A 23,528-nucleotide genomic window follows, 5' to 3' on the forward strand; every position below is an offset into this window, starting at 1 on the left:
GACCTCATCATCGACCACGACCCGTTCGCGAAAGTCGCTTTGAGGTCGCTTCCCGTCGATCTCCGGCGCCGCTCCGGCCCGGTCCGCGGGCCGTCCGGACGCGGCCCGGCGTCGCCGGAGCTGTCGGGGCGCCGGACTAGACTCGCGGCGTGGCAGGCCGGATCAGTGACGAGGACATCGCGCTCGTGCGGGAGCGCTCACCGATCGCCGACGTCGTGGGCGAGCACATCCAGCTCCGCAACGCCGGCGGCGGCAACCTGAAGGGGCTCTGCCCCTTCCACGAGGAGAAGAGCCCCTCCTTCAACGTCACCCCCGCCCGCGGCTACTACTACTGCTTCGGCTGCTCCGAGGGCGGCGACGTCATCACCTTCGTGCGCCGGATGGAGCACCTGTCGTTCGGCGAGGCCGTGGAGCGGCTGGCGCAGCGGGCCGGCGTCCAGCTCCGCTACGAGCAGGGCGGCTACGTCCCCGGACGGGAGCAGGGCGAGCGCAGCAGGCTGATCGAGGCGCACCGGGCCGCCGCGGAGTTCTACGCCGCGCAGCTGGCCGACCCGGAGGCCGCGCCGGGCCGGAGGTTCCTGTCGGAGCGCGGTTTCGAGCGGGCCGACGCCGAGCACTTCGGGGTCGGATACGCCCCCGCGGGCTGGGAGGCGCTGACCCGGCACCTGCTGGCCCGCGGGTTCACCGCCGCCGAGCTGGTCAAGGGCGGGCTGGCCAAGGAGGGGCGGCGGGGGCCGATCGACCGCTTCCGGGGCCGGCTGGTCTGGCCGATCCGCGACATCACGGGTGACGTGATCGGCTTCGGCGCGCGCAAGCTGAACGACGCCGAGGACGGCCCCAAGTACCTCAACACGCCGGAGAGCCCGCTCTACCGCAAGAGCGAGGTGCTCTACGGCGTCGACCTGGCCAAACGGGAGATCTCCAAGCAGTCCCGGGCGGTGATCGTCGAGGGCTACACCGACGTGATGGCCTGCCACCTGGCGGGTGTGACGACGGCCGTGGCCACCTGCGGCACCGCGTTCGGCGCCGAGCACATCAAGGTGCTGCGGCGGCTGCTGCTGGACCACACCGGCTCCCAGGGGGAGGTGGTCTTCACCTTCGACGGCGACTCGGCCGGGCAGAAGGCGGCGCTGCGCGCGTTCGCCGACGAGCAGAAGTTCGCCACCCAGACCTACGTGGCGGTGCAGCCCGACGGGCTCGACCCGTGCGACCTGCGGGTCACCAAGGGCGACGCGGCGGTCCGCGACCTGGTGGCGAGCCGCCAGCCGCTGTTCGCGTTCGCCATCCGCAGTGTGATCTCCCGCCACGACATGAGCACCAACGAGGGGCGGCTGGCCGCGCTGGACGCCGCCGCGCCGATCGTGGCGGGCATCAGGGACCGGGCGCTGCGCCAGCTCTACGGGGTGGACCTGGACCGCTGGCTCGGTTTCAACAACGAGCGGTTCGTGATGGACCGGATCGCCGAGGTGGCCGGGGCCGCCAAGGACCTCAGGGACCCCCGGGGAGCCAGGGGCCCCAGGGGGGGCGCCCCGGGCAGGCCGGGTGAGGGAGGGCCGGGCGGCCCGCGGCCGAGACGGGTCGCCGACCTGACCGACCCGGGGGTGCGGATCGAGGCCGAGGTGCTGAAGCTGGCCGTGCAGCGCCCGTCGCTGCTGGGCGACCGGTTCGACGCGATGGGCGCGCAGGCCTTCACCCGGCCCGAGCACGCCGCGCTGTACGAGCTGGTCATGGCGGCCGGGGGCGCCGCGGCCGGCGGCGCGGGCGGGCGCGAGTGGGTGGACCGCCTGCTCGCCCTCGCGGGCGAGGACCTGCGCGGGACGGTCACCCGGCTGGCGGTGGAGGAGCTCCGCGCGGACCTGGCGAACGAGCAGCGGTACGCCGCGGACCTGATGGCCGCGCTGGAGGGCATCACGGTGTCGCGGGCGATCGAGCGGGTGAAGTCGGCGCTGGAGCGGACCGACCCGGCCGGCGGGGCGGAGGAGTACCGCCGGCTGTTCGCGGAGCTGAACGAACTGGAGCGCAGGCGGCGCGTGCTGCGGGAGCAGGCGGCCGGAAGCTGATCACGTAATCAGCTTTAATTTCCTGGCCCTCATTCGGCCAAACCCGAATGAGGTCTCGATCCGATAATGATTGCGACCTTACCTCCGGTGACAAAAATAGGCCTGCCGTTTCGGGTGACTAATACAGCAGACTGTGTCCCGTGGGTGCATCGGTGCTGCCAAGCGGGCCGCCTTCGGTAGACCAGGTGGCCGACCTCGTCGCGAAAGGAAGAGAGCGCGGAAGCGTCACGGTCGATGACGTCGCCGCGGCCCTCGACAAATCCGAGCTGCCGTCCGACGCGCTGGAGCGCGTCGTGCGGATGCTCGCCGAGAACGGAGTGGAGGTCCTCGAGCCCCAGAGCGAGGAGGAGACCCCCAAGTCCGATGAGGAGGATGTCGGAAAACGAGCGCCGACCAGCGACCTGGTCCGCATCTACCTGCGGGAGATCGGGCGGGTGCCGCTGCTCACGGCGGAGGAGGAGGTGGAGCTCGCCAAGTCCATCGAGGCGGGGCTGTTCGCCGAGGAGAAGCTGGCCGGCGTCGTCTCCCGGCTGGCCTTCCCCGAGCTGGGGGACCTCGTCTGGGAGGGCACGCGGGCCAAGCAGCGTCTGATCGAGGCCAATCTGCGGCTGGTCGTGTCGATCGCCAAGCGTTATGTGGGGCGCGGAATGCTGTTCCTGGATCTGATCCAGGAGGGCAACCTGGGGCTCATCCGGGCGGTCGAGAAATTCGACTACACCAAAGGCTACAAGTTCTCCACATATGCCACGTGGTGGATTCGCCAGGCGATCACCAGGGCCATCGCCGACCAGGCGCGCACGATTCGCATTCCGGTGCACATGGTCGAGACGATCAACAAACTGGTCCGGGTCCAGCGCCAGCTCCACCAGGATCTCGGCCGCGAGCCCGCGCCGGAGGAGATCGCGCTGGAGATGGACCTCCCGATCGACCGGGTGATCGAGATCCAGCGCATCGCCCAGGAGCCGGTCTCGCTGCAGTCGCCGATCGGCGAGGAGGACTCCGACCTCGGCGACTTCATCGAGGACGCCGACGCCGTGGTGCCGATGGAGGCCGCGGCCTTCATCATGCTGCAGGACCAGCTCGAGGAGATCCTCGCGACGCTGTCGGACCGCGAGCAGCGCATCATCCAGCTGCGCTTCGGCCTCGCCGACGGACATCCCCGGACCCTGGAGGAGGTCGGCAGGGAGTTCGGGGTGACCCGTGAGCGCATCCGCCAGATCGAGTCCAAGACCCTGGCGAAGCTGCGCCACCCGACGCGGGCGCAGATCCTGCGCGACTACCTCGACTGACCGGCGGGACGCGGGAGGAGGGTCCCCCGGTCGAGGAGACCGGGCCGAGAGGCCGGAACGAGGACCCCGGAGCGGTGGCTCCGGGGTCCTCGTCGTGCGCGGACGCGCGGGGCCCGCCCCCGCCGGACGCGCGGCCCCCGCCGGGCGCGCCGGGTCGGCCGGGCCGGTGCCCCCGCCCCCGCCGTACGCGCGGCCCCCGCCGTACGCGCAGCTCCCGCCGGACGCGCCGGGTCGGCCGGGCCGGTGCCCCCGCCGCCGCCGGGGGGTTGTCCCTGGCGCAGGTCAAGGAACCCGCTGACGCGGTTAACACCCCCGCCGAGCCTCCCGCGGACCCGGCCCGGGGTGAAGCAGGCTGATCTCCACACCCAGAACGCCCGATCTTCTCTTTGAGAAGGAGTGGAGGAACATATGACCGACCTCAGCCGTCGCAGGCTTCTCGCCGGTACGGGACTGGCGATGGGCGCCGGCGCCGTGGCCGGGACCGGGCTGGTACAGCTCGGAACGCCGGAGTCTGCCTCGGCCGCCGCGTCCGGCGGATCGATCCCCTTCCACGGAGTCCACCAGGCGGGGATCGCCACGCCCATCCAGGAGCGCCTGCACTTCGCCTCCTTCGACCTCGCCACCCGGTCGCCGGCGGCGGCGGTGGCGCTGATGAAGGCGTGGACGGCGGCGGCGGTGCGGATGACCGCGGCGCAGGAGGTCGGACGCGGGGCGACCGGCAGGGCGCAGGCCGCGCCGGACGACACCGGCGAGACCCTGGAGATGCACGCCTCGCGGCTCACGCTGACGGTCGGCTTCGGCCCCTCCTTCTTCACCCGGCTGAACCTGCCGGCACCCGACCGGCTGAAGGAGCTCCCGCCCTTCCGGGGCGACCGGCTCGACCCGGCCCGCAGCGGCGGCGACGTCTGCGTGCAGGCGTGCGCGGACGACCCGCAGGTGGCCGTGCACGCCGTACGGAACCTGGCGCGGATCGCCGCCGGCCGGGCGGCGATCCGCTGGTCGCAGCTCGGGTTCGGCAGGACCGCCTCCAGCACGCCGGAGGAGAAGACCCCGCGCAACCTGATGGGGTTCAAGGACGGCACCAACAACATCTCCATGGACGACCGGGCCAAGCTGAACCGGCACGTCTGGGTGGGGGAGGAGGGGCCCGACTGGATGGAGGGCGGGTCCTACATGGTCACCCGGCGGATCCGGATGCACCTCGACATCTGGGACCGGACCCCGCTGAAGCGGCAGGAGGACGTCATCGGCCGGTACAAGCGGACGGGCGCCCCCTACGGCGGCACCCGCGAGTTCGACCCGGTGCGGATCCACGCCCTCCCGCCCGCCTCCCACGTGCGGCTGGCCCACCCCGACTCGAACGGCGGGTCCAGGATCCTGCGCCGGGGCTACTCCTACACCGACGGCACCGACGGCCAGGGGCGGCTGGACGCGGGCCTGTTCTTCATCTCCTACCAGCGCGACCCGGAGGAGGGGTTCGTCAAGGTCCAGCGGTCGCTGGCGGCGCGGGACACCCTCAACGCGTTCATCCAGCACGTCGGATCGGGCATCTGGGCCTGCCCCGGCGGGGTGCGGCCCGGGTCGTTCTGGGGCGAGGCACTGTTCTCCTAGGGGATGCGGGCGCAGACTGGGCAGATGGAAGCGCGGCCGGCCATCGACGACGCCGCGCTCGAGCGCGAGGCGTGGTCCGTGCTCGAGGCGAACCGGACGGGCGCGGCCACCGTGCCCACGCCCGGTCTGTACCCGCACCAGTGGAACTGGGACTCCACCTTCGTCGCGTTCGGACTGGCCCGGCGGGACCCCCGCCGGGCCGGGGAGGAACTGCTCAGCCTGCTGGCCGGCCAGTGGGACACCGGCATGGTGCCGCACATCGTCTTCCACCCGGCCCTCGCCGACTCCTTCTTCCCCGGCCCGTCCGTCTGGCGGTCCGCGGGCCACCCGGCGGCCCCGAACGGGGTGGCCACCTCGGGGCTGACCCAGCCGCCGATGCAGGCGCTCGCCGCATGGCGGGTGTGGCGCCACACCCGCGACACGGCCGACCGGGAGGAGGCCGACGCGCTCGTCCGGCGGCTCCACCCGATGCTGGCGGCCCAGCACGCCTACCTGGCCGCCTACCGGGACCTGGGCGGGGGAGGGCTGGCCGCGATCGTCCACCCCTGGGAGTCGGGGATGGACGACAGCCCCGCCTGGGACGCCCCGCTGGAGGCGCTCGCGGACGCCCGCGCCGCCCACCGGCGGGACGGACCGCCCCGGCCCTCCGGCGACCACCACGACCGCTACGTCTGGCTGGCCCTGCGCTACCGCGACTCCGGATACGACGGGGCCTACCTGCGCCAGGACCACCCCTTCGCGGTCGAGGACCCGATGTTCAACGGCATCTGGCTGGCCTCCTGCCACGCGCTCGCCGAACTGGCGCCGGTGGCCGGGGCGGACCCCCGGCCGTACGGCGAGGCGGCCGAGCGGATCCGGGCGGCGCTGCTGGAACGCCTGTGGGACGACGGCGTGTTCCACGCCCGCGATCTGCGCGGCGGACGGCTGATCCCCGTCTGCACGGTCGGCGGCTTCGGCCCGCTGCTCGACCCCGGGATGCCCGGCGACCGGGTGACGGCACTGGTGGACGCGCTGGAGTCGGCGCGCTTCATGGGCGCCGCCGGATACCCGGTGCCCAGCTGCGAGATCCGGGCGCCCCAGTTCGACCGCTCCTGCTACTGGCGGGGGCCGTCCTGGGTGAACACCAACTGGCTGCTGCGGCGGGCGGCGGTGCTGCACGGCAGGGAGGAACTGGCCCGGCGGCTGGGCGCGGCGACCCTCCGCCTGGTACGGCAGTCGGGCTTCCGCGAGTGCTTCGACCCCTTCGACGGCAGCGGACGGGGCGGCCGGGACTTCTCCTGGTCGGCCGCGCTCACCCTCGACCTGCTCGCCGATAGCGTGGAGGCATGAGGCTCTTCAACCGCACGCCCGCAGAGGTCCGCGCCGCCGTCGTCCCCCCCGACCGGGTCCTGGCCCACGCCCAGGGGCCGGACGGCTACGTGATCGCCACGGACCGGGCGCTCTACCTCGGGGAGACGCGGCTGCCGTGGTCGCGGATCGACCGGGGGCTCTGGGACGAGGAGGGGCTGACGGTCGTCACCACGGACGGCCGGGAGCACCGGGTGCCGCTGCCGGAGCCGGGACGGGTTCCGGAGACGGTGCGGGAACGGGTGGTCTCCTCGATCCTGGTCAGCCAGTACGTGCCGCTGGACGCGCGCGGGGGGGTGCGGCTCGTGGCCCGGCGCGGAGAGGACGGGGCGGCGGTCTGGGACCTCGTGTTCGACGCGGACCTCGACGGGGACGACCCGGGTCTGCGGGCCCTGGCGGAGCAGGCGCTGGAGGGAGCCCGCCGGAGCTTCGGGATCTGACCGGGGTCGGCGGCTCCGGGAGCCGGCCGGGCGGCCGCGCGCCGTCCCCGGTGCGCGGCCGGCGGCGCGGTCAGTAGGGCGAGCCGGTCGTGGCCTCCTCCGGCCAGCCGGTCCCCCTCCCGTCGTGCGCCTCGTCCCCGCCGGAGTGGGGAAGGCGGCCGGCGACCTGCTCCTTGGCCATGGTGGTCACCTTGGAGACCTGGGCGCCGACCAGGCCGGCGGCCTCCTGCACGGACGGGTTGTCGGTCACCCGCTGGGCCATCCGCTTGATCTGCTCGTAACGGTCCCGGCCGGCCCGGCTACCCAGGACGTAGCCCACCGCCAGACCCGCGCAGAACATCATCCGATAACGCATCTCCACCTCCACAGGCGTGCTCAGCCGGACCCTACCCACGGATCGCGATTCCTCCCGCACCTACCCCGAGCCGTCGATGCGACACGCACTGCCGGAGTGCGCTAATCTATTCATGCGCCGCAGGGAGCAGGGGGAAAACCCCCGGTCACACGGCGCGAAGCGCGATCCCGTGTAGCTCAATCGGCAGAGCAGCCGGCTGTTAACCGGCAGGTTATAGGTTCGAGTCCTATCGCGGGAGCCACCCTGAGAGGCCCCGGGAGCACCGCTCCCGGGGCCTCTCGCCGTTTCTTCGGTTTCTTCGGCCCCGCTCTTCCCGTTCGGGGGACAAATCACGGTGAATCACAGAAAATGATGGACGCTGCACTCTGCGTCGCCGTGGCCGGCTCGGTGACCGCTCCAGTGAAAATGATCACTGTCGCGTTCGGCGGCCGTGTCCGTGCTCGCGTCCGGCGAGACGGGCACCGCGACGGCGCGGGGTGCGGTCGCCGCGGACCACAGCGGTCGCAGTGGGGAAGGGCCACTGCGCGCAGGGCACAGGGCCGCCCGGAAACGGCCGTCGTGCCCGTGACTCACACATGGGTGGTTGGTTCAGTGCTGACCTGGCGGAGGTCCCGGCGGCGTGCGCCGGAGCCGGTGCACGACGTCCGAGTTCCCCACGAGCGCGTGCCCGAGCGCGCGGTGCCGCACACCGACGTTGCGGCGGCGGAGGAGTACCTGAGACTGTTCCACGCGGAGAACCCCGCGGCGGGGCCGGTGGAGCCGCGCCTGCGCGAGGTGCGGGCCGAGATCGCGAGAACGGGGGCCTACACGCACACGCCCGGCGAGCTGGTCTTCGGGGCCAGGGTGGCCTGGCGCAACAGCGGAAAGTGCATCGGGCGGCTCTACTGGCGGTCGTTGCGGGTCCGCGACCGCCGGCACGTGAGCACGCCGGAGGGCGTGGCGGTGGAGTGCGTGGAGCACCTGCGGGACGCGGCGCCCGGCCGCCGGATCCGCCCGACCGTCACGGTCTTCGCCCCCGACCGCCCCGGCGCGCCGGGACCGAGGATCTGGAACGAGCAGCTGATCCGGTACGCCGGATACGAACGGGACGACGGCTCGGTCGTCGGCGACCCCCGCTACGCCGCCTTCACCACGATGCTCCGCAAGCTCGGCTGGCCGGGCGGCGCGGGCACGCCGTTCGACGTGCTCCCGCTGGTGGTCTCGGCGGGCGGGGGAGCGCCGCTGCTGTCGGAGATCCCCGGCGACGCGGTGCTGGAGGTGCCCCTGTCCCATCCGTCCTACCCGTGGTTCGAGGAGTTCGGGCTGCGCTGGCACGCCGTACCGGCGATCTCGAACATGTGCCTGGAGATCGGCGGGATCTGCTACCGGGCGGCGCCGTTCAACGGGTGGTACATGGGGACCGAGATCGGCGCGCGGAACCTGGCCGACGAGGACCGCTACGGCATGCTGCCGGCCATGGCCCGGCGGATGGGCCTGGACACCGGCAACGACCGCTCGCTCTGGCGCGACCACGCGCTGGTGGAGCTGAACGTCGCGGTCCTGCACTCCTTCGAGCGGGCGGGGGTGACGATGACCGACCACCACACCGAGGCGCGGCGCTTCCTGATCCACCTGGAGCGGGAGGAGAGGGCGGGCCGGACCTGCCCGGCGGACTGGAGCTGGATCGTGCCGCCGATCTCGGGCTCGGCCACCCCGGTCTTCCACCGCTACTACACCGACCTGCGGCTGTCCCCGGCGTTCGTGTACCACCCCGACTCGCTGGAGCGGGGGCTGGGCCGCGGCGCCGTACCGGGCTGGTGAGAGGGCCGGTGAGCGGGCCGGTGACCTGCTCGGATCCCCGAAGGAGGGGGGCGCCGCTGTCCCCGGAGCGGGAAACGGTGTAGAACGTTATTCGGTAGTTCGGAGGAGAAGAGGGCGGAGAATGCTGGATCTGGTGCTGTCGTCGATCGACCGGGGCGTGCTGACCCTGACCTTCAACCGGCCGGACCGGCTCAACGCCTGGACCGACGCGATGGGCCGGCGCTACTTCGACCTGCTGGCCGAGGCCGAGAAGGACCCCGAGGTCCGGGTGATCGTCGTCACCGGGGCGGGGAAGGGGTTCTGCGCCGGAGCCGACTTCCAGACGCTCAACGCCATCCAGGACGGCTCCTACGCCGAGGAGCCGGACCCGCGCCCCCACACCTTCCCGACCACCGTCGGCAAGCCCGTCATCGCCGCGGTCAACGGCGCCTGCGCCGGGCTCGGCATGGTCCACGCCCTGGTCTGCGACCTGGTCTTCACCGCCGCGGAGGCCAAGTGGACCACCGCCTTCGCGCGCCGCGGGCTGATCGCGGAGTACGGCCTGTCCTGGATCCTGCCCCGGCTGATCGGCCAGGGCAGGGCCATGGACCTGCTGCTGTCGGGCCGGACCTTCACCGGGGCGGAGGCCGCCGAGCTCGGCCTGGCGGCCCGGTCGGTGCCCGGGGAGAACCTGCTGGAGGAGGCCGCCGCGTACGCCCGCGAGCTGGCGGTGCACAGTTCGCCGGCCTCGATGTCGGTGATGAAGCGCCAGATCTGGGGGGACTGGAACACCACCCTGGAGTCGGCCGAGACCGCGGCCCGGCGGCTGATGGCCGACTCCTTCGGCCGCCCGGACTTCGCCGAGGGCGTCGCCAGCTTCCTGGAGCGCCGCGAGCCCCGCTTCCCGCCGCTGTAGCGGCGGGCCGTACGGCGCCGGGGCCGCGGGCGGCGCGCTCAGGAGGGCGGCCGGGGCCGCGGGTGGCGCGGTTCAGGCGGCCTCGACCGCGGGCGGTGCGTCGAACTGGGTCCGGTACAGCTCCGCGTAGCGGCCTCCGGCGGCGAGCAGCTCGGCATGCGTGCCGCGCTCCACGATCCGCCCGTCCTCGACCACCAGGATGAGGTCGGCGGCCATGACCGTGGAGAGCCGGTGCGCGATCACCAGCGCCGTCCGCCCGGCCAGCGCCTCGCCCAGCGCCGCCTGCACCGCCGCCTCCGAGGTGGCGTCCAGGTGCGCGGTGGCCTCGTCGAGGATGACCACCCGGGGCCGCGCCAGCAGCAGCCGCGCGATCGTCAGCCGCTGCCGCTCCCCGCCGGAGAGCCGGTAGCCGCGCTCGCCGACCACGGTGTCCAGCCCGTCGGGCAGCGCGGCGACGAGTCCGTCGAGCCGGGCGCGGCGCAGCGCCTCCCACAGCTCCTCCTCGCCCGCCTCCGGCCGCGCCAGCAGCAGGTTCTCCCGGATCGACTCGTGGAACAGGTGCCCGTCCTGGGTCACCATCCCGACCGTCTCGCGGATCGAGTCGGCCGACAGCTCCCGCACGTCCACGCCCGCCAGCCGTACGGCGCCGCCGTCGACGTCGTACAGGCGCGGCAGCAGTTGCGCGATGGTCGACTTGCCCGCGCCGGACGAGCCCACCAGGGCGACCAGCCGTCCTGGTTCGGCGCGGAAGGAGATCCCGTGCAGCACCTCGGGGGCGTCGCGGCCGTCGAGGACCGCCACCTCCTCCAGGGAGGCGAGCGAGACCCGGTCCGCCGACGGGTAGCCGAAGCGCACCCCGTCGAACTCCACCGAGACGGGTCCGTCGGGCACCCGCCGGGCGTCCGGCCGGTCGGTGATCAGAGGCGTGAGGTCCAGCACCTCGAAGACCCGCTCGAAGCTCACCAGCGCGCTCATCACCTCGACCCGGGCCCCGGCCAGTGCGGTCAGCGGCGCGTACAGGCGGGTGATCAGCAGCGCGAGCGCGACGACCGAGCCCGCGTCCAGCCGCCCGCGCAGCGCGTAGAAGCCGCCGAGGCCGTAGACGAGCGCCAGCGCCAGCGCGGAGACCAGCGTCAGCGCGGTGACGAACGCCGACTGCACCATCGCCGTGCGCACCCCGATGTCGCGTACCCGCCGGGCCCGCGCGGCGAACTCGGCCGACTCCCGTGCCGGGCGGCCGAAGAGTTTGACGAGCGTCGCACCGGGCGCGGAGAACCGCTCCACCATCTGCGTGCCCATCGCCGCGTTGTGCCCGGCCGCCTCCAGCCGGAGCCGGGCCAGCCGGGCGCCCATCCGCCGCGCGGGCAGGACGAACGCCGGGAGCAGGACCAGCGCGAGCAGGGTGATCTGCCAGGAGAGCCGGATCATCACGGCCAGTGTGAGAACGAGCGTCACCAGATTCCCGGCCACCGTGGACAGGGTGTCGGTGAACGCCCGCTGCGCGCCGATGACGTCGTTGTTCAACCGGCTGACCAGCGCGCCGGTCCGGGTCCGGGTGAAGAAGGCGATCGGCATGCGCTGCACGTGGTCGAAGACGGCGGTGCGCAGGTCGAGGATCAGTCCCTCGCCGATGCCCGCCGACAGCCACCGGGTCACCAGCCCGAGTCCGGCCTCCGCCACCGCGATGGCGGCGATGAGTGCGGCGAGCCCGACGACGACGTCCAGCGGCTCGCCGGCGACGATCGCGCCGACGGCGTCACCGGCGAGCACCGGGGCGGCCACCGTCAGGACGGCCGTCACCACGCTGAGCAGCAGGAAGACGGTCAGACGGCGGCGGTGCGGCCGGGCGAACGCGCCGATCCGCCGCAGCGTGGCCCACGAGAACGGCCGCCGGTCGTCCTGGGCGTTCATCGTCCGGTAGAGCATGTTCCACGCGGTCACCTCCATGCTCATCGAGGACCACCGTCGTCCGTGCCCGTGCCGCGTTCCCTCATGACCGTCCCTCGTCCGTAGCAGTCGTGGGCTCTCCTGGAGCCATGAGGCGACCCTAAAACCTCAACTAAAGTTGATATCAAGTCCGTCCGATGGCCGCCGCGGTCGATGTCACGTCCGTCCGGCGGCCACCGCCCGGCCGACGCCCCGGACGTCGGGCAGGACCAGCACGCCCAGGCAGGAGAGCGCGATCAGGGCCGCGGCGCCGTACAGGGTGGGAGCGGTGCCCACCGCGGCGGACAGCGGCCCGGCCAGGGCCATGCCGAGCGGGGTCAGTCCCAACGACAGCAGCCAGTCGTAGGCGGACACCCGGGAGAGCGCCTCGGCCGGGATGTGCTCCTGCACGGCCGTCTCCCACAGGGGCGCCATGAACGCCAGCCCGCCGACCATCAGCCCGTAGGCCGCCGCGACGACCGGCGCGGGCGCTCCGGCGGCGAGCAGCACGAACGGCGGCGCGCCGAGGGCGAGGGCCAGGTTGGCGGCCACCAGCGGCCTGCGCGGCCTGATCCGCAGCGCCAGCAGGGCGCCGCAGAGCGCGCCGACGGTGCCGCCCTGCGCGATCATCCCCCAGGCCGGCGCGCCGCCCAGGCGGGTGACGGCGATCGCCGGGCCGATGGTGATCAGCGCGCAGCGGCCGAGGTTCCACAGGGCGTGGCCGACCAGGTTCGTCCAGTACCAGCGGTGCCGGCGCAGCTCCGCCCAGCCGTCGGCGAGCTGCCGGCCGAAGGACTCCCGGGGGGCGGACGGGAGCGGCGCGGGCCGGAGGCGGGACAGCAGGGCCGCGCTGACCGCGAACGTCCCGGCGTCGAGCAGGAGCGCCCAGCCCGGTCCCGCGGTCAGCGTCAGCGCGGTCGCGATCCCCGGGCCGAGCAGCATGGAGCCGCGGCCGGCGATCGCCATCAGCGCGTTGGCGCGGGGCAGGTGCTCGGGGGCGACGGTCGCGGGCAGCAGGCCGGTGGTGGCGGGCAGGAAGAAGGCCGAGGCCGCCCCGGAGACGGCGGCCAGCGCCGCCAGGCGGGCGACGTCGACGGTGCCGGCGATCAGTTCGGCGCCCATGAGGGTGTGGGACAGGGCGCGGACGAGGTCGGCGGCCAGCATCACCCGCCGGCGGGGGAGGCGGTCGGCCCAGACGCCGCCGGGCAGCATCAGCGCCACCGCGGCGACGGACTGGGCGGCCAGGACCAGGCCGAGGTCGGTGGCCGAACCGGTCGCGGTGACGATCGCCAGGGCGAGGGCCACGGGGGTGACCGCGTCACCGAGGTGGGACAGGGCCTGGCCGGTCCAGAGCAGGCGGAAGCGGGGGTCGCGGAGGGGAGTCACGGCGGGGATATTACTACGAAATCAAAATATATCCATTCGTATTAACTGGGGCGGTCACTAGGGTGGGGGCATGCAGGAACCGGACTCCATCGATCGGCACATCGCGCACTGGTCGCGTGAACTGCCCGACCTCGATCCCCGGAGCGAGGGGATCATCACCCGCATGCAGGCGCTCGTGCGGTGGATGAAGCGGGAGAAGGAGGCCGGTCTCGGGACGGGGCTCAAGTACTGGGAGTTCGAGGTGCTCCACCGGCTGGTCGCCTCGGGCGCGCCGTACCGGGTGACGCCGACGGCGCTGGCCGAGTGGCTGGACACCCATCCCGCCACGATGACCAGCCGCCTCGACCGGCTGGAACGGGCGGGGTACGTCACCCGGGAGCACGATCCGGGCGACCGGCGCCGCCTGCTCGTCGCCCTCACCGGCCTCGGCCGGGAGCGCTGGGAGGCGGTGATGAGCCGCAGGGGGGAGACGGAGGACGGGCTGCTGGCCGTGCTCGACGAGGGTGAGCGGGAGGCGCTGGCGGCGCTGCTCGGGAAACTGGTGGCCGGGATCGAGGCGGCCGGGCCGCCGCTGATGCCCGACTGGCCGGGCGGGCGCTGAGCCGGGCCGCCGCGCGTGCCCGACCGGCCGGGCGGGCGCTGAGCCGGACCGCCGGCCGTGTGCCGCCCGTCGGCGGTACGGCGTCGGCGGGACGGGCGGCGCGGGGGGGTCAGACGACGTGGGACAGCCAGTGCGGCGGGGAGGCGAAGGGGGCGGCGCCGCCGGCGACGGCCTCCATCAGGTGGTCGGCGGCGGCGCGGGCGCCGGCGATGACGTCCGGGGGATAGGCGTAGCGGACCTGGTGCTCGGCGAACTCGTCCTCGTCGTCGAGGAAGGTCCGGCCGCCGCGCTCGCGGATCACGTCGAGGTCCAGGTCGACCATGGTGACCTCGCCGTCGCGCCACTCGGGCACCGTGGTGATGTCGCAGTAGATCTCGGTCCTGTTCGGTTCGGCGTTGAACAGGGCCGTCCACCAGGCGTCGCGGGGGAAGAGGATCACGAACGGGTGCTCCCACGTGATCGGGGGAGCGGAGCCCTTGCGGCCGAGGGTGCCCGCGACGCAGCCGGTCCAGACCCCGTGCTCGTCCTCGCCGAGGAGCAGGGCGGGGTGGTGCCAGTGCAGGGAGCCGTCGTACTTGCGGTAGGTGACGTTCACGCTTTCGAAGGACATGCTCCGACAGTAGAAGATCATCCGCTGTGTTGTCCGCCGCCCTCGTCACCCGGTCCCCACCGGGCCGGCGAGGGCCCGGCGGCCGGGCCTGAGGGGACGGCGGGACACCGGCTCTCCGGTGCGGTGGCGGGCTCCGGCGGCGGGGTGTGGTCAGGCGAGGCGGCGGGCTCCGGCGGCGGGGGTCGCGGGGTAGACCTCCGGCGGGACCCAGCCGCGCTCGGCGTAGGCCAGGAGCACCGCGTCCCGCACGGCCTCCACCCGGTCGTCGGCGACCAGCGCGATCGCCGACCCGCCGAACCCGCCGCCGGTCATCCGCGCGCCCCGCGCCCCGCCCCGGATCGCGGACTCCACGGCCACGTCCAGCTCCGGGCACGACACCTCGAACTGGTCGCGCAGCGACAGGTGGGAGGCGTTCAGCAGCGCCCCGATCTCCCCCACCGCTCCGGCGCGCAGCAGCCCGACGACCGCCTCCACCCGGTGGTTCTCGGTCACCACGTGCTGGACGCGCCGGCGCTCGTCGCCGGAGAGCCGCGCCAGCGCCTCCGCCAGGTCGGTGACGTCGCGCAGCGCGTCCACGCCCAGCCGGGCGGCGGCGCTCTCGCAGTCCCGGCGCCGCCGGGCGTACTGGCCGTCGGCGAGCTCGTGGTGGACCCCGGTGTTGACGATGAGAAGCTGGAGGCCGTGGGCGGCCAGGTCGAACGGGATGGTCCGGGTCCCCAGGGTCCGGCAGTCCAGGAAGAGGGCCTTGCCCTCCTCGCCGAGCGCCGACGCGGCCTGGTCCATGATCCCGCACGGCATGCCGACGAAGTCGTTCTCGGCCCGCTGCGCGGCCAGCGCGGTCTCCATCCGGGACAGGCCGAGGCCGTACAGCTCGTCGAGCGCGAGGCCGACCGCCACCTCCAGGGCGGCGCTCGACGACAGCCCCGCGCCCCGGGGCACGTCCCCGTCGATCACGATGTCCGCGCCCCGCACCGGGTGTCCGGCCTCCCGCAGCGCCCAGAGCACTCCGATGACGTACCGGGTCCAGCCCTCGGCCTGCGCCGGGTCCTCGACGGTGACGGCGGGGCCGGGCGCCTGGAGGGAGCGGAGCCGGACGAGGTCGTCCTCGCGGGAGGAGACCGCCGCGGTGACCCCCCACGGCACGGCGAACGGCAGCACGAACCCGTCGTTGTAGTCGGTGTGCTCGCCGATCAGGTTGACCCGTCCCGGAGCGTGCCACACCCCCTGCGGCTCGGCGCCGAAGGACTCCTGAAAAGCCTCAACAACCCTCATGTTCCAACACTCCTCAACAGGGTCTCACCGTACCTTAGCGACCTCCGTGGGTGCTTCCGCCGGATCGAGGTCACATCTTGGATCCGTCCGTCCGGTGGATGTGCGAACGGGGCGGACCTTTGGTTGAATGCGTCGGTACGGCTTGCGCGAGGGGCGGTAGCTCAGCCGGTTAGAGCAGGGGACTCATAATCCCTGGGTCGCGGGTTCGAGTCCCGCCCGCCCTACCCTCCGTGACCTGCGGCGATGCCGTTTCGTTGCTCGTTTTCCTGTCCGCTTTGTCGCCTGGTGGGCACATGCTGATCCGTTGCCGGCCCATCGGATGGTGCCCCGTTCCTTCCCTGCGGTCACTTCCCGAGCGCGGAGCGGGGCACGATCGCCGCCACGGCCTCGGCGGCGGCCTCGGCCGCTGAGGAGAAGCCATGTCCGAGTCGGAGCGGACCTTCATCCGTGGCGATGACCGCCTGGACCGGATCCTGGCCGATCCGGACATCGCGGCCGGGGTCGCTCAGGCACACGAGGCGGCCGAGGAGACGGATCGTGCTTACGCGATGAACCTCGCGATGATCCGCAAGGCCGGGCGGACGGTCCCGGCGGGATGACCACGGTGCCTCGCCCTGCCCTCCCGGGTGCCACGGATGTTCCGCGGGAGGGCGGGGCGACGACTCACGACGTCATGGCACGGGAGTCGCATCCGGCTCGCCGTTGAGGATCGCGATGATCGCGCTGGTGCCGATGATCATTTGAGGAGGCCGGCCTCCGGATCGTCGAGGGGGGCGGTGGACGGTTCCGTCGGTTCGAGCCGGGAACGGACTTTCGAGGCGAGGGCGAGGAGGTCGTCGGCCATCGTGGCGTCCCGGCTCGCCTGGCGGTCGGCGGCGTTATCGAGTTCCTCATCACGTTGAGCGAGCACCTCAAGGGCGAGTTGCCAGATGGTGCCCTCTCCGGGGACCGTCCAGCGGGACGGTCCCTGGACGGCGACCGGTCGCGTCTCGGGATCCCATCCCGCCTCGTCCCAGATGTGAGTGACGAGACCGGTCGGGGAGTATCGATTCCCGTCGACGGCCCACACGAGGGGCTTGGAACGGTTGTTCGTCCATGCGGCCTGGCCACGGCGGGGATCGGCGGTCAGCCATGCGGAGAGCGCATCGTGCTCGTTCTGAGTGGCGTACGCGAATGTGAGGGGGGTGCCATCGGCGAGCCGTCCGGCGTCCACCAGGGTGGGGACCGCGTTCGGTCGCCGGGTACGGCGCCCCCTGGCCGGCGGTTGATACTCCGTCGGCAGATCGGGTGCGGTCTTTCCTCCGCCCAGTTCGGACAGGACACGCCTCACGAGCGTCCGGCAGCGGTCAGGGTTGGCGAACGTGCTGCTGATGAACGACGTCGGCCCGAACTCCGCGTCCAGATGGTGGATCAACCAGGTGAGTCCCTCGATGACGAGGCCTGGAATCCGCTCCCTGGCGGCATCGAGATCATAGGTGGAACTGTCGATGTCTTCGGTGCCGATGCGCTGGAAGATGATGTGGGTGAGGAGCAGGTCGGCGTTCTCCGCGACGGCTCGGGCTCGGCCTTCCCGCTGGCCCTTGCTCTCCTCCAGTGCGGCTCCCACGGCCCTCATGATCAACACGGAGTGCCAGATCTGGTAGGCGTTCGGGGCCGGGTCGAACAGCAGGGTGTAGGCGCCGGACGGGCCGGTCTCCCAGAGCAGGTCGGTGCTCCGCTTGGCGCGGACGGCCAGGTCGGGGTTGCGGTGCGCGCAGGCGAGGGCGGTGGCCGCGTGGACGACGGAGCACCCGGCGTCGGGCAGGGGGTCGAGCTCTCCCCGCCGGAAGGTGTAGCTCTTGTCCAGCGAAAGGGCGAAATCCTCCCGGACGGCGGACTGGACGGGGTCGAGTGCGACGACGATGTCCCGTCGCTCGACCTGGTTCTGGGTGTTCGTCGTGCGGGTGACCGTCGTCCCGAATCCGTCGGGGCAGTGCCGGGTGGTGATGACCTTGACCCCGACGTAGGCCTGGGACGCCATGTCGGCCGCGCGGCGCATGGCCTCCGCGGTCGCGGTGACGGTCTGCGCGCCGTTGACGACGCTGGCTCCGTGCATGCGCAGCCTGACCGGGGCCTGGCTGGCCCGGCTCCAGGCCTGTCGCTCGGCGTGGTCGCACAGGATCGTGATCCCGTTGTTGAGGTACCAGAAGTCCTCGGGGTTCTCGGTCAGAGTCTCGACGAGCCCGTGGTTGACCTCGGTGAGCCCGAGTGAACGCCGGATGTTCTGGGAGAACAGCCGGTCTCCGTGCTCCTCGTACCACTGTGCGATCTCGGCGGCGGGGACCCGGCCCTGATATGCCTCGTACGGATCGGCGAGGGGGATCCACTTGTCCATCGGAGCGGTGAGGCTGATCGGCGGCTCGGCCAGGTCGTCGCGGACGGCCTCCCAGACGCGCTGCGCGGACCAGACCTCGTAGCCCAGCTTCCTGTCGTAGTCGGTGTTGAACTCGCGCTGCACATCATGGAAGCAGTCCAGGACCTCGTTCGAGAGGGTGCCGTCCCCGACGAGCACCGTCACCAGGGTGATCCGTCCCCGCGGGTCCTTGAGGACGGCTTTCACCTGCTCGGCGTGGCGCTGGAACTGGTCGTTGAACCGGCCGAATCTCTGCTGGTCGATGATCCGCAGCCCCTGGACGAACTTGAGGGCTTCGGCGACTCCGAAACCGGCCGTCCCCTTGTCGCTCCACTTGGACTGGATGAGGAGGAGGTGGAGACCGCCGTCGGTGAAGGCGACACCGTCGACTCCCAGGTCGTTGCGGCCGTCGATGAGGGTGCCGGCCGCCGCCGCGCTGTCGCATCCGGTCAGTTTCCGGGCGACGAACGCCGCGAGCGCCCGGCTGAGGAACTTCCTCTCGAACTCTTCCGGCCCCGTCCTCAGGGCATCGCTCATGCTGATCAGATCGTCGAACTCGCGGTGCAGTGCCTCGGCGATCTGATGCACCCGCAACGGCATGCCGCTCTGCTTGCCCATGTGCCTCCAGTCCCCTCCGGTGGTCCGACACAAATGATCACTCATCGGCGGCGGCCACGGTGCCGAATGCCGATATCCCGAGGGATTCCCGGAGCGCATCGGCCTCCGGCCGCCTGTCAGGCCGCGCAGGCCGCGGGCGGTTCGAGGGCGACGACGTCGGGCACTGCGGCGTGCAGCCTCCGGCTGAGGGCGTCGCGGAGGGAGACGGCGGTCACGTGCACGCCCCGGCCGGCGAGCCAGACGGCCAGCTCGGTGAAGTAACCGTCACCGGAGCCGATGACGACCTGGTCGAAGCGCCGGTCGATCCGGCCGTCGAGGGCCGCCTCGACGAGTGCCCGGTCCGCGCCGTCGGGACCGGAGCGGGCCAGCAGCTGCACCCCTCGTAGCGCGATCCCCACCGCGACGAGGGCGTTGTGGTTGACCGCGACGATGAACTGGTCCATCGGCCCGACCGGGACGATCGTCCGGTAGAGCCCCATGACCGCGGTGACCTCCGGGGTGCTGGGGCGGGTGGAGGCCGTCAGGTTCTCGATGTCCAGCAGATGCACGGCACGCCCGCAGCGGAGGGTCCGCCCGGAGCGTCGCCTGCCGTGGTGCCTGCTGTGGTGCCTGCCGCCGGTCGGCTCGGAGATCTGGAATCGGTCGACGCGCGTGGTGGGGGTGATCACGTGCCATCGGTCCTTCCGTGGGGATGGTCCTCGTGTTCTGCGACGTTCATTAGATCATGTGTTGATGGAATCGACCAACATTTTTTTCGACGTTGCGTCACACCTTTGCCTGGAGTACGGTCCTGTCGACACAGGGAGCTTGGAGAAGAAAGGGTGCGAGGTGGAGCGGAACGTCCAGGTGACGGCTGCCGACATCGCCCGCCTGGCCGATGTCGGCCGGGCCGCGGTGAGCAACTGGCGCCGCCGCTACGAGGATTTCCCCGAGCCTGCCGGAGGAACCGCCACCAGCCCTTCCTTCGCCCTCGTCGAGGTCAAGCGGTGGCTGCGCTCTCATGTCGACGACAGGCCGCTCCCCCAGCGGGAGTGGTTCTGGCAGGAACTGCGCGGAGAGGTGCACGAGGACGGGCTCGCCGAGCTGCTCGCCGACCTCGGGGCCTTCCTCGTCTACCTCGACCGGGAGAGCGAGGGCTGGGCGGCGCTCTCCGCCGAAGACGACGAGGCCGTCGCGGAGACGCTCCCCGAACGGGTGCGGGCGGCGTGTGCCGTACCTCTGGAGGATCCGCCGCCGCCGAGGTTCCTGGTGCGGGAGCGGATCCCCCTGCTCCGCCGGCTGGCGGGGCTCGCCGCCGAGGGCGGAGTCCGGGAGACGTTCGAGTTCCTGCGGGAACGCTACTTCGAGCTCCATACGAAACGGACGTACGCCACACCCGAGCCCGTCGCCCGCCTCATGGCCGAGATCGGCGGCTCCTCCGCCGCGACCGTCCTCGACCCGGCCTGCGGATCGGGAGTGCTGCTGAAGGCACTCCACGACATGCCGGGGAGCGGTGTCGCGCTTCTTCTCGGGCAGGATGCGGACGAGGCGACGGCCAGGCTCACGGCGGTGCACCTCGCGCTCCACGCCGACAACGTGGAGGTCTCCTGCGGTGACTCCCTCCGGCAGGACGCGTTCCCCGGCACGCTGGTGGACGCCGTCGTGTGCAATCCGCCCTTCAACGACCGGAGCTGGGGATACGAGGAACTGACCGCCGACCCCCGCTGGGAGTACGGCCTGCCCCCGAGGACGGAGCCGGAGCTCGCCTGGGTCCAGCACGCCCTGGCCCATCTGAAGCCCGGCGGCACGGCCGTCATGCTCATGCCGCCCGCCGCGGCGAACCGCAGGTCCGGCCGGCGCATCCGTGCCCAGCTGATCCGGCGCGGAGCGCTCAGGGCGGTGATCACGCTCCCGCTCGGGAGCGTCCCCAACACGGCGGTCGCCCTGACCCTGTGGGTGCTCCGCAAGCCGCACGACTCGCGCACGCCGAGCCACGTCCTGATGGTCGACACCTCCACCTCGCCGGAGGACTTCGCCCGGGTCGCCGCGGACGCCTGGGGCCGCTTCGACCGCGGCGACGAGGCGGACGAGCCGGCCGTCGGCCGGGCCGTCCCGGTCATCGAGCTGCTCGACGACGAGGTCGACCTCACTCCGGCACGGCATCTGTCGGTGTCGTCGGAGGACCTCTCACCCGAACGCGTCACGGGACGGCGGAACCGGATGACGGAACTGCTGGAACTCGCGGCCGGTCTGGTGCCGGACGTCGGGTCGGCTCCGGAGGAAGCGGACTTCCAGCCGGTCCCGCTCACGGAGCTCGTACGGCGCGGCATGGTGACGATCCACCACCAGGGTCCGGCGAAGCCCGATGAGGAGTCCGAGGTGCCGGACGGGACGGCCGTCCTCACCCCGGACGACGTCGTCGACGACCGGCCGCCGAGCGGCCTCACCCCGAGCGTTCCCGTGCAACACGAGATCATCACGCGGCCCGGCGACGTGGTCGTCCCGCACCTGGTGAACCGGCCGGTGGCCCGGGTGGTCAAGGAGGGCGGCGCGGTCCTCGGCCCGCGCGTCTCGCTGCTCCGCACCGACCCGGACCGGCTCGACCCGCACTTCCTGGCCGGCTTCGTGGCCGGCTCCGGCAACGCCCGCAACTACGTCACGGCCGGCCGGTCCCAGGTGGACGTGCGCCGCGCGGACATCCCGCTCCTCCCGATCGAGGAGCAGCGCAGGTACGGCGAGGCGTTCCGGAGGCTGGCGGACTTCGAGGCTTCGCTGCGGCAGATCGCCGATCTCGGCGAGGATCTGATCCGGCTGATATCCGACGGCCTGACGCACGGCAGCGTCCGGCCGGCCACTGAGAAGGGTGAGCGGTGAGCGACAACCACCAGAAGTACGCGGACTTCATCTGGTCGGTGGCCGACCTGCTGCGCGGCGACTACCGCCAGTCGGAGTACGGCAAGGTCATCCTTCCCTTCACCGTGCTGCGCCGTCTCGACTGCGTGCTGGCGTCCGCCAAGGGAGCGGTGCTCGCCAAGGCGAAGGAGCTCAAGGGCAGCGGGCTGCCCGAGGGCGCCAAGGACCGGATGCTGCGGAACGCCTCGGGGGTGAGCTTCTACAACACCAGCGGGTTCGACTTCGGGAAACTCACTGGAGATGCCGACAACGTCGCGGTCAACCTGCGCTCCTACATCGGCGGGTTCTCGCCGGGCGCGGTCGAGGTGCTGGAGAAGTACCGCTTCGACGAGCAGATCACCCGGCTGGACGAGGCCGGGCTGCTCTGGCTGGTGCTCGGCAAGTTCGCCGAGATCGACCTGCACCCGAAGAGGGTCGACAACCACCAGATGGGCTACGTCTTCGAGGAGCTGATCCGGAAGTTCTCGGAGATCTCCAACGAGACCGCCGGTGAGCACTTCACCCCGCGCGAGGTCATCCGGCTGATGGTCAACCTGCTGATGGCCCCGGACGACGAGGACGTGATGACGCCCGGCATCGTCCGGACCGTCTACGACCCGGCGTGCGGGACGGGCGGCATCCTCAGCGCGGCCGAGGAGTACATCACCCGCTACAACGCCAAGGCCACGGTCAAGGTCTTCGGCCAGGAGCTCAACCCCGAGTCGTGGGCGATCTGCCGCTCCGACATGATGCTCAAGGGCCAGGACCCGTCCCAGATCATCCTGGGCAACTCCTTCACCCTCCGGGGCCACGAGGGCAGGAGGTTCGACTACCTGATGGCCAACCCGCCGTTCGGCGTGGAGTGGAAGAAGGTGCAGAAGCAGGTCGAGGACGAGCGCGACGACCTCGGCTGGGCCGGCCGCTTCGGCGCGGGAACGCCCCGGATCAACGACGGCTCGTTCCTCTTCCTCCAGCACATGATCTCCCACATGAAGCCGGTCGAGCAGGGCGGCTCCCGCCTCGCGATCGTCTTCAACGGCTCGCCGCTCTTCACCGGCGCCGCCGGGTCGGGGGAGTCGGAGATCCGCCGCTGGATCCTGGAGAACGACTGGCTGGAGGCGATCGTCGCCCTGCCCGACCAGCTCTTCTACAACACCGGCATCTCCACCTACTTCTGGATCCTGTCCAACCGCAAGGCGCCGGCGCTGAAGGACAAGGTGATCCTGCTCGACGCACGGGAGTGCTGGACCAGGATGCGCAAGTCCCTCGGAGACAAGCGCAAGATCGTCCCAGACGATCAGATCACCGAGCTGACCGCGGTCTACAAGGACGCCCTCGCCGTCGCGGCCGATCCGGAGCACGAGCACCATGCGAAGGTGAAGGTCTTCCCGCGCCATGCCTTCGGCTACCAGCGGATCACGGTCGAGCGCCCGCTCCGGCAGCGGTTCGAGGTGACCGGGGAGACGGCGGACGCGGTGGCCGAGGCCAAGGCCGTCGCCAGGTTCGGGCAGCGGGACGCGCTGCTCGCCGCGCTGCGCTCGCTGTCCGGTACGGTGTGCGGCACGAAGCTGGAGTTCGCCGGGAGGCTGGACGCGGCCCTGGCCGAGCAGGGCCTGAGCAAGTTGCCCGCGCCGGTGGAGAAGGCGGTCTGGGCGGAGGTCGCGGTCAGCGATCCCGAGGGCCAGCTCCAGACCGACAAGAAGAACAGACCGCTGCCGGACCCGGACCTGCGGGACAACGAGAACGTGCCGCTGACCTCGATGCACTCGACCCCGGCGGAGCTGGAGGCCGAGATCGAGGACTACCTGAAGCGCGAGGTCCTGCCGCACGTCCCGGACGCCTGGGTGGACCACTCCAAGACCAAGGTCGGCTTCGAGATCCCCCTCACCCGGCACTTCTACGTCTACACGCCGCCCCGGCCGCTGGAGGAGATCGACGCTGAGCTCAAGGCGCTGGAGGCCGAGATCCAGAAGCTCCTGGGGGAGGTGACCCGGTGAGCGGGAAGACCTCTCAGGGATGGACACACACGGCGATTAAGCGTGTCGCTCACGTGCG

The 23,528-nt window shown here is 72.0% G+C and carries 18 protein-coding genes and 2 tRNA genes; 13 read left to right on the plus strand and 7 right to left on the minus strand.

All coding sequences use genetic code 11. The annotated features are described in order from the left end of the window. Positions 1 to 149 precede the first annotated feature (149 nt). The 5 genes from dnaG to HS045_RS17995 all read left to right on the plus strand — a co-directional run bounded on the left by dnaG (position 150) and on the right by HS045_RS17995 (position 6,747). Positions 150 to 2,060 (plus strand): DNA primase, encoded by a 1,911-nt coding sequence (gene dnaG, locus HS045_RS17975; RefSeq protein WP_196452473.1) that lies wholly within the window; start codon positions 150 to 152, stop codon positions 2,058 to 2,060. Positions 2,061 to 2,245: 185 nt separating this feature from the next. Continuing rightward, a complete protein-coding gene (rpoD, locus tag HS045_RS17980) occupies positions 2,246 to 3,349 on the plus strand; it encodes an RNA polymerase sigma factor RpoD (protein WP_307827574.1) in 1,104 nt (367 codons plus the stop codon). 408 nt (positions 3,350 to 3,757) lie between these two features. Next, a complete protein-coding gene (gene efeB, locus HS045_RS17985) occupies positions 3,758 to 4,960 on the plus strand; it encodes an iron uptake transporter deferrochelatase/peroxidase subunit (RefSeq protein ID WP_196452474.1) in 1,203 nt (400 codons plus the stop codon). A 24-nt stretch (positions 4,961 to 4,984) separates the two neighbouring features. Next, on the plus strand, positions 4,985 to 6,289 hold the full coding sequence (locus HS045_RS17990) for a hypothetical protein (protein WP_196452475.1): 1,305 nt from the start codon (positions 4,985 to 4,987) through the stop codon (positions 6,287 to 6,289). Further along, the gene (locus tag HS045_RS17995; protein ID WP_196452476.1) at positions 6,286 to 6,747 is read left to right on the plus strand and encodes a hypothetical protein; all 462 of its coding nucleotides are present in this window, start codon (positions 6,286 to 6,288) and stop codon (positions 6,745 to 6,747) included. Before HS045_RS17990 ends, HS045_RS17995 begins: the two co-directional genes overlap by 4 nt. Before the next feature lie 70 nt (positions 6,748 to 6,817). On the opposite strand, the gene HS045_RS18000 is transcribed toward HS045_RS17995, so the two are convergent. Continuing rightward, the gene (locus HS045_RS18000) at positions 6,818 to 7,102 is read right to left on the minus strand and encodes a YtxH domain-containing protein (RefSeq protein ID WP_196452477.1); all 285 of its coding nucleotides are present in this window, start codon (positions 7,100 to 7,102) and stop codon (positions 6,818 to 6,820) included. A 165-nt stretch (positions 7,103 to 7,267) separates the two neighbouring features. Between HS045_RS18000 and HS045_RS18005 the strand changes: the two genes are divergently transcribed. The 3 genes from HS045_RS18005 (at position 7,268) to HS045_RS18015 (ending at position 9,797) form a co-directional block, all read left to right on the plus strand. Continuing rightward, positions 7,268 to 7,343, plus strand: a tRNA-Asn gene (locus HS045_RS18005). 392 nt (positions 7,344 to 7,735) lie between these two features. After that, positions 7,736 to 8,902 (plus strand): nitric oxide synthase oxygenase, encoded by a 1,167-nt coding sequence (locus HS045_RS18010; RefSeq protein WP_307827575.1) that lies wholly within the window; start codon positions 7,736 to 7,738, stop codon positions 8,900 to 8,902. A gap of 121 nt (positions 8,903 to 9,023) precedes the next feature. Further along, positions 9,024 to 9,797 (plus strand): enoyl-CoA hydratase-related protein, encoded by a 774-nt coding sequence (locus tag HS045_RS18015; RefSeq protein ID WP_196452478.1) that lies wholly within the window; start codon positions 9,024 to 9,026, stop codon positions 9,795 to 9,797. Between the two features lie 72 nt (positions 9,798 to 9,869). On the opposite strand, the gene HS045_RS18020 is transcribed toward HS045_RS18015, so the two are convergent. Both HS045_RS18020 and HS045_RS18025 read right to left on the minus strand, forming a co-directional pair. Then, a complete protein-coding gene (locus HS045_RS18020) occupies positions 9,870 to 11,750 on the minus strand; it encodes an ABC transporter ATP-binding protein (RefSeq protein WP_196452479.1) in 1,881 nt (626 codons plus the stop codon). A gap of 150 nt (positions 11,751 to 11,900) precedes the next feature. After that, on the minus strand, positions 11,901 to 13,109 hold the full coding sequence (locus tag HS045_RS18025) for an MFS transporter (protein ID WP_196452480.1): 1,209 nt from the start codon (positions 13,107 to 13,109) through the stop codon (positions 11,901 to 11,903). A 70-nt stretch (positions 13,110 to 13,179) separates the two neighbouring features. Between HS045_RS18025 and HS045_RS18030 the strand changes: the two genes are divergently transcribed. Then, on the plus strand, positions 13,180 to 13,710 hold the full coding sequence (locus HS045_RS18030) for a MarR family winged helix-turn-helix transcriptional regulator (protein WP_196452481.1): 531 nt from the start codon (positions 13,180 to 13,182) through the stop codon (positions 13,708 to 13,710). A 109-nt stretch (positions 13,711 to 13,819) separates the two neighbouring features. Here the strand turns inward: HS045_RS18030 and HS045_RS18035 are convergent, their stop codons facing one another. After that, positions 13,820 to 14,320, minus strand: a complete 501-nt coding sequence (locus HS045_RS18035) for a DUF402 domain-containing protein (protein WP_196452482.1) — start codon at positions 14,318 to 14,320, stop codon at positions 13,820 to 13,822. A 150-nt stretch (positions 14,321 to 14,470) separates the two neighbouring features. Further along, the gene (galK, locus tag HS045_RS18040; protein WP_196452483.1) at positions 14,471 to 15,592 is read right to left on the minus strand and encodes a galactokinase; all 1,122 of its coding nucleotides are present in this window, start codon (positions 15,590 to 15,592) and stop codon (positions 14,471 to 14,473) included. Between the two features lie 150 nt (positions 15,593 to 15,742). Between galK and HS045_RS18045 the strand changes: the two genes are divergently transcribed. Beyond that, positions 15,743 to 15,816, plus strand: a tRNA-Ile gene (locus HS045_RS18045). A 195-nt stretch (positions 15,817 to 16,011) separates the two neighbouring features. Continuing rightward, positions 16,012 to 16,191, plus strand: a complete 180-nt coding sequence (locus HS045_RS18050) for a hypothetical protein (RefSeq protein WP_196452484.1) — start codon at positions 16,012 to 16,014, stop codon at positions 16,189 to 16,191. Positions 16,192 to 16,328: 137 nt separating this feature from the next. Here HS045_RS18050 and HS045_RS18055 read toward each other — a convergent pair whose 3' ends face one another. Both HS045_RS18055 and HS045_RS36200 read right to left on the minus strand, forming a co-directional pair. Continuing rightward, entirely contained in the window at positions 16,329 to 18,602 is a 2,274-nt protein-coding gene (locus HS045_RS18055; RefSeq protein WP_196452485.1) for an AIPR family protein, read from the minus strand. A 116-nt stretch (positions 18,603 to 18,718) separates the two neighbouring features. Beyond that, a complete protein-coding gene (locus HS045_RS36200; protein ID WP_196452486.1) occupies positions 18,719 to 19,270 on the minus strand; it encodes an NYN domain-containing protein in 552 nt (183 codons plus the stop codon). Between the two features lie 139 nt (positions 19,271 to 19,409). Here HS045_RS36200 and HS045_RS18065 point away from each other — a divergent pair, with 139 nt between their 5' ends. Together HS045_RS18065 and HS045_RS18070 are read left to right on the plus strand one after the other, a co-directional pair. Next, complete coding sequence (locus HS045_RS18065) at positions 19,410 to 21,455, plus strand: N-6 DNA methylase (protein WP_230884087.1); 2,046 nt, start codon at positions 19,410 to 19,412, stop codon at positions 21,453 to 21,455. Continuing rightward, positions 21,452 to 23,470 (plus strand): class I SAM-dependent DNA methyltransferase, encoded by a 2,019-nt coding sequence (locus tag HS045_RS18070; RefSeq protein ID WP_196452488.1) that lies wholly within the window; start codon positions 21,452 to 21,454, stop codon positions 23,468 to 23,470. The genes HS045_RS18065 and HS045_RS18070 overlap by 4 nt, the downstream gene beginning before the upstream one ends. Positions 23,471 to 23,528 lie beyond the last annotated feature (58 nt).

The organism is Planomonospora sp. ID82291, from assembly GCF_015711645.1.
Classification (GTDB): domain Bacteria; phylum Actinomycetota; class Actinomycetes; order Streptosporangiales; family Streptosporangiaceae; genus Planomonospora.

Coding starts and splice junctions, on each gene's coding strand:
- efeB (WP_196452474.1), top strand. CDS start 3,758: ATGACCGACCTCAGCCGTCGCAGGCTTCTCGCCGGTACGGGACTGGCG.
- HS045_RS17990 (WP_196452475.1), top strand. CDS start 4,985: ATGGAAGCGCGGCCGGCCATCGACGACGCCGCGCTCGAGCGCGAGGCG.
- HS045_RS17995 (WP_196452476.1), top strand. CDS start 6,286: ATGAGGCTCTTCAACCGCACGCCCGCAGAGGTCCGCGCCGCCGTCGTC.
- HS045_RS18000 (WP_196452477.1), bottom strand. CDS start 7,102: ATGCGTTATCGGATGATGTTCTGCGCGGGTCTGGCGGTGGGCTACGTC.
- HS045_RS18015 (WP_196452478.1), top strand. CDS start 9,024: ATGCTGGATCTGGTGCTGTCGTCGATCGACCGGGGCGTGCTGACCCTG.
- HS045_RS18020 (WP_196452479.1), bottom strand. CDS start 11,750: ATGAGCATGGAGGTGACCGCGTGGAACATGCTCTACCGGACGATGAAC.
- HS045_RS18030 (WP_196452481.1), top strand. CDS start 13,180: ATGCAGGAACCGGACTCCATCGATCGGCACATCGCGCACTGGTCGCGT.
- HS045_RS18035 (WP_196452482.1), bottom strand. CDS start 14,320: ATGTCCTTCGAAAGCGTGAACGTCACCTACCGCAAGTACGACGGCTCC.
- galK (WP_196452483.1), bottom strand. CDS start 15,592: ATGAGGGTTGTTGAGGCTTTTCAGGAGTCCTTCGGCGCCGAGCCGCAG.
- HS045_RS18050 (WP_196452484.1), top strand. CDS start 16,012: ATGTCCGAGTCGGAGCGGACCTTCATCCGTGGCGATGACCGCCTGGAC.
- HS045_RS18055 (WP_196452485.1), bottom strand. CDS start 18,602: ATGGGCAAGCAGAGCGGCATGCCGTTGCGGGTGCATCAGATCGCCGAG.